Source organism: Sulfitobacter sp. 1A13368 (assembly GCF_043557275.1).
GTDB classification, from domain to species: Bacteria; Pseudomonadota; Alphaproteobacteria; order Rhodobacterales; family Rhodobacteraceae; genus Sulfitobacter; species Sulfitobacter faviae.
In genome coordinates this window covers 1-4,653 of sequence record NZ_JBIFFR010000013.1, presented here as the reverse complement: position 1 = coordinate 4,653, position 4,653 = coordinate 1, and the positions used below count along the sequence as shown (strand labels likewise).

Below are 4,653 nucleotides of genomic sequence, written 5' to 3'. Positions count from 1 at the left end.
TCCGCTACCATCGGCTCGAAGCATTCGAGGCGTGGAAATCCGCGGCACAGGCCGCTTGATCAACGAACAGCTTGCCACTTGCAAATTCGGCGAGTTAACGTGACAACACCTCAATTCACCATCTCTCCACCTTGAACAATGGGCGCGATGTATCACCCGTATCGATCGGGCGCAGCCCTTCGGTTGTCGAGACGGCCGAGTTCGTGCCCTTCAATGTCCCTTTTCTTTCACGGGTTCTGCGTTCGGCCTTCGTCAGGCCCCGGCTTTCAGCTTCGATCTGGCGTTGCTGCAAACGTCGGATCTGGGTACTACCGCCGCTGGCGCGGTACACCATCGTCGCAGACGGGCGCCCAACGGGGGAAAGAACGGGCGCGGTGTACGCCCGTTCTGGTATTAACGTTATCGCAAGGCGGTGCTCGCGATCCGCACTGACCGTTTAGTGAGTAACGGAGACTTCGCGGAACATGCCGGATTCGTAATGACCGGGGATCAGGCAAGCAGCTTCGAACGTGCCGTTATTTGCAAATGTCCAGATGATTTCGGCATCTTCGCCGGGCGCGAGCCGGATGCGGTTGGGCTCATTATGACCCATATTCATACCGCTCATATCCGCCATTTCGTTCTTGTGCGCGGCGTTCTTCTTTTGCGAGTCGAGAATGAACTCATGGTCCAACTCGCCCTCGTTGCGGACGACGAAACGGACGGTCTCGCCTTCTTTGAAATCCAGATCGCCGCCCTTGAACAGCATTTCGCCGTCGTCTGTTTCGACCATGTCGATCTCGACCGTGCGGTCCACCGCAGCGGCATCGCCGGGCATGCCGATCTTCATTTCTCCATGGGTGTCGCCGGACTTGTTTCCGTGAGCCGCTTCGCCGGCAAACCCCGGTGCCGCAAAGGAGGAAGCCAGTGCGATTGTCAGCAGTAGATGTTTCATCTGTTTAGTCCTTGGTTGCTTTTGGGTTCAGGTATTGGCCGGAGGACTCATCAGCCCTCCGGATTGCTCCCGCAGGAACAAATCTCAGAATTGAAGGCGTGTACCGATCACGACCGAGAACTCATCTGTATCCCCACCGGCCGCGCGGGTGATGTCCCGCGTGTCGCCGAACGAGGTCTCGTAGTTGACGCCGATATATGGTGAGACCGCACGGTCGATGAGGTCGTAACTCAGCCGCGCACCGATCTCCATGACTGCGCCACCCGCACCCCGCCCCCGGGCGATGTCATCCTTCAGCGGCATATCGATCTCGATGTTCGGGGTCAGGATCAGACGGTTGGTAAGGAGCAGTTCGTATTCCGCCTCGAAACTGAAGAACGAATAGTCGGAGAGGTAGAGATCGGCGTCGATCTCGAACCACTGCGGCGCGAGCCCTTTTACCCCCACGACAGCCGCGTAGCGTTCCGGAACGCCCTCGGGTGTGCTGGCATAGGCTCCGACCACGCCGTTAAAGAAGGTCGAGATTGGAAACCGGAGACGTAGCTGGTTTTCGAGGCTTTCGAACTCATCGGACGAAAGACCGTATTCAGCTTCGCTGCGCCACACCAGCTTGAGCTCATCCGTGCCGATGAGGGCGTCGAAATCCCAGACAAGGACCTCTTCGTCATCCAGTGCGCGAATTTCCAACTGTTCCGCCTGCACGCCCCAGATCAGCTGTTCGGTTTGTTTGACGGGCTGAGCCTGCACGAGCGAGGCCCAAGGAAGGATGAGGCCGGCCAGTCCGGCGAGTTGACTGTATTTCATTACGTTCGTCCTTTGTATTTCCCGGCTCAAGCCGCGCGTCCCTTGACCACGACCTTGCGGAACATTCCCGCCCGCGCGTGGTAGCTGAGGTGACAGTGGAACGCCCATTGACCGGGGGCGTCGGCCTCGACTTCGATGTCCGTCGTGGCGGCGGGATTGATGTTCACGGTGTGCTTGATGGGATTGCGCGGACCGTGACCGGCATCGATGATCGACCACATCCCGTGCAGGTGCATCGGATGCGACATCATCGTTTCGTTGATGAACCGCATGCGCACCCGCTCGCCGTATCGGAGCGTGATCGGGGCGGCATCGTCGTATTTCACGTCGTTGATCGACCAGATGTAGCGCTCCATGTTACCGGTCAGCCGCAACACGATGGTGCGTGAGGGTGCGCGGTGACGGTAACGAGGGCTGGCGGCGCGCAGGTCTGCGTAGGACAGGAACTTGCCGCCGTTGTACGCGACAGGCGTCAGTCCGCTGCCCGGGACATAGAACGGATCGCCGCCATCAGACATTGCCATTCCGCTCATACTGTCCATGCCGCTCATACCGTCCATTGCGGGCTTCTGCATCTGGGCATGGTTCATGCCTGACATCGGTGCCTTTTTCTTCTGCTGCATCTGCGTGTGGTCCATGCCGTCCATCGCAGGCTTTTGCATCTGCGTATGGTCCATCCCAGCCATCGAAGTCTTTTTCTTCGGCTTTTCCTCTGACGGGGTCATCGCAGGCATCGGGGGCTGCTGGCTGGATTGCATGTTTGAATGGTCCATGCCTGTCATGTCGGTGTGGTTCATTCCGGTCATGTTCTGCATGACGTGGTCGCCCATACCCATGCCCATATCCATACCCATACCGCCCATCATGCCGCTCATGTCGGCCATGGTGAGCAAGGGCTTGGGTCTGAGACGGGGCACGGCACCGGCATAGCCCTCTCTGGGTGACAGGGTGCCCCGAACAAGCCCGTTGCGGCCCATGGATTCCGCAATAATGCTATAGACCTTGTTCTGCGTAGGCTGGACGATGACATCATAGGTCTCGGCAACCGCGACCCGCAGTTCATCCACGGCGACAGGCTCCACATCGTTGCCGTCAGCCTGCACGACGACCATTTTCAGTCCCGGTATCCGCATGTCGAAGTAGGTCATCGCGGAGGAGTTGATGATCCGAAGGCGGACCTTCTCACCGGGCCGGAACAAACCGGTCCAGTTTTGCGACGTGCTGCGACCGTTGATCAGCGAGGTAAATCCCTGCACGTCTTCGACGTCGCTCGGCAGCATGCGCATGCGCCCCCACATGCGGCGCTCTTTCAGCGTCGCCTTGAGACCGTCCATGCGGGCGTCCCGGATCAGGTCCTGAAAAGTGCGCTGCGAACGGTTGTAGTAGTCGGACTGCATCTTGAGGTTCCGCAAGATGCGGTTGCCCGGATGGGGATGTTTGTCGGCCAGCTGAACGACATAGTCGCGGTGCGCTGGTATGCGTTCCCTGCCGCGCGGCTCGATCACGATCGCACCGTAGGCGCCATCCGGCTCCTGAAGGCCTGAATGGCTGTGGAACCAATAGGTCCCGGCCTGCTGGATCGGGAAGCGATAGGTAAAGGTCTGACCGGGGGCGATGCCGTTGAAGCTGATCCCCGGAACGCCGTCCTGACGGAAGGGCACGATAAGTCCATGCCAGTGGATCGAGGTGCTTTCGCTGAGGTTGTTGGTCACGTTTATCGTAACCTCCTCACCTTCCTTGAAGCGCAGGATCGTCGGAATCTGGCTGCGGTTGTAGCCCACGCCCATCTTCTGAAAATCGCCCGTGTTGATGCGCACCGGGTCGACTGTGATATTGTAGGTTCCCTGAGAGGTCACCTGCGTGGAGCCATGCGCGCTCAACGCTTTGGGCATCGCAAAAGCCGCAGCCGCAGCCAAGCCGAACTGACGCCGCGACAACCCCTTCGCCAGCTCTTCAGAGGTACTGAGCGCCGTATCCCAGAGGGCCAGCTGCTTTCTATTGAAGAATTGCATTCGTTTTCCTTGTATTAGTCTGTCTGAAAGGTGCCGCAGCGCGCGTGCTCAAGGGTTCGACGGCGTTTTGGAGGTCAGTCGCACCCGGCTCGGCACAGTTCGCTTCGAACACGGCACGTGCCGGGGGGCGTTTACGCGCGGTTCTGCCTTGCAACTTGCGAGGGTCAGCGCGGGGCCTGTTTCGAGTTCTGAATTTGTCGGATCCATGATTCACGTGCCCTCCGTGGAACTGGAGGTTTTATCGCCGGAACGCCTGCAAAGGATCAAGAATACATATGGTTACATATGGGGTTAGGGTGTGCTGACCGTCGGTAGGGTGGGTGGTTGCTGATGTGATTTGCTTTAGTTCGGGAAGGGCGAAGGGGCGCCTACGCAGTTGCCCGAAGGTTCGCGAACGCGCTTGATGTAGATCATCTTTCGCTTGCTATGCCCGGTTTCCAGAGATGATCGGCGAAAGACAGGCTCATCCAAGAATTGATCAACAACTCATCTGGAGATAGCGATCAGACGTTGATAGAGGCTATCGCGGACCTGGTTCGGAGGACTTTACTCGCTGCAGCAATACATCCCTGAAATAACCTGCGTGCAGCGTCAGAAAGCGAGATCGTGTGCCAATCAGACATGCTTGTGTTTTTCTGAGATTTATTAATGCAGCGGATTGCAAAAACTCTCGCTGTGCGCTCTGAGGCTACAGCCTTTCCAAGCTTCGCCCTTGTAAGCCAGTTCATTCGGAATATCCGCTAAATGCAAGTGTTTGGGACGGAACTCATACCAAGCCGTAGAACTCCACAGGGTGTTGTCACGTTAACTCGCCGAATTTGCAAGTTGGCAAGCTGTTCGTTGATCAAGCGGCCTGTGCCGCGGATTTCCACGCCTCGAATGCTTCGAGCCGATGGTAGCGGA

At 58.0% G+C, this 4,653-nt stretch carries 3 protein-coding genes; all 3 read right to left on the bottom strand.

Annotated features, from left to right (window positions below; translation table 11 throughout):
* Positions 1-436: 436 nt before the first annotated feature.
* Complete coding sequence (locus ACGYK4_RS17205; RefSeq protein ID WP_009827247.1) at positions 437-934, bottom strand: plastocyanin/azurin family copper-binding protein; 498 nt, start codon at positions 932-934, stop codon at positions 437-439.
* Between the two features lie 84 nt (positions 935-1,018).
* Positions 1,019-1,738: a copper resistance protein B gene (locus tag ACGYK4_RS17200; RefSeq protein WP_065335300.1), complete on the bottom strand. Its 720-nt coding sequence runs from the start codon at positions 1,736-1,738 to the stop codon at positions 1,019-1,021.
* Positions 1,739-1,764: 26 nt separating this feature from the next.
* On the bottom strand, positions 1,765-3,750 hold the full coding sequence (locus ACGYK4_RS17195) for a multicopper oxidase domain-containing protein (protein ID WP_009827245.1): 1,986 nt from the start codon (positions 3,748-3,750) through the stop codon (positions 1,765-1,767).
* Positions 3,751-4,653: the final 903 nt, after the last annotated feature.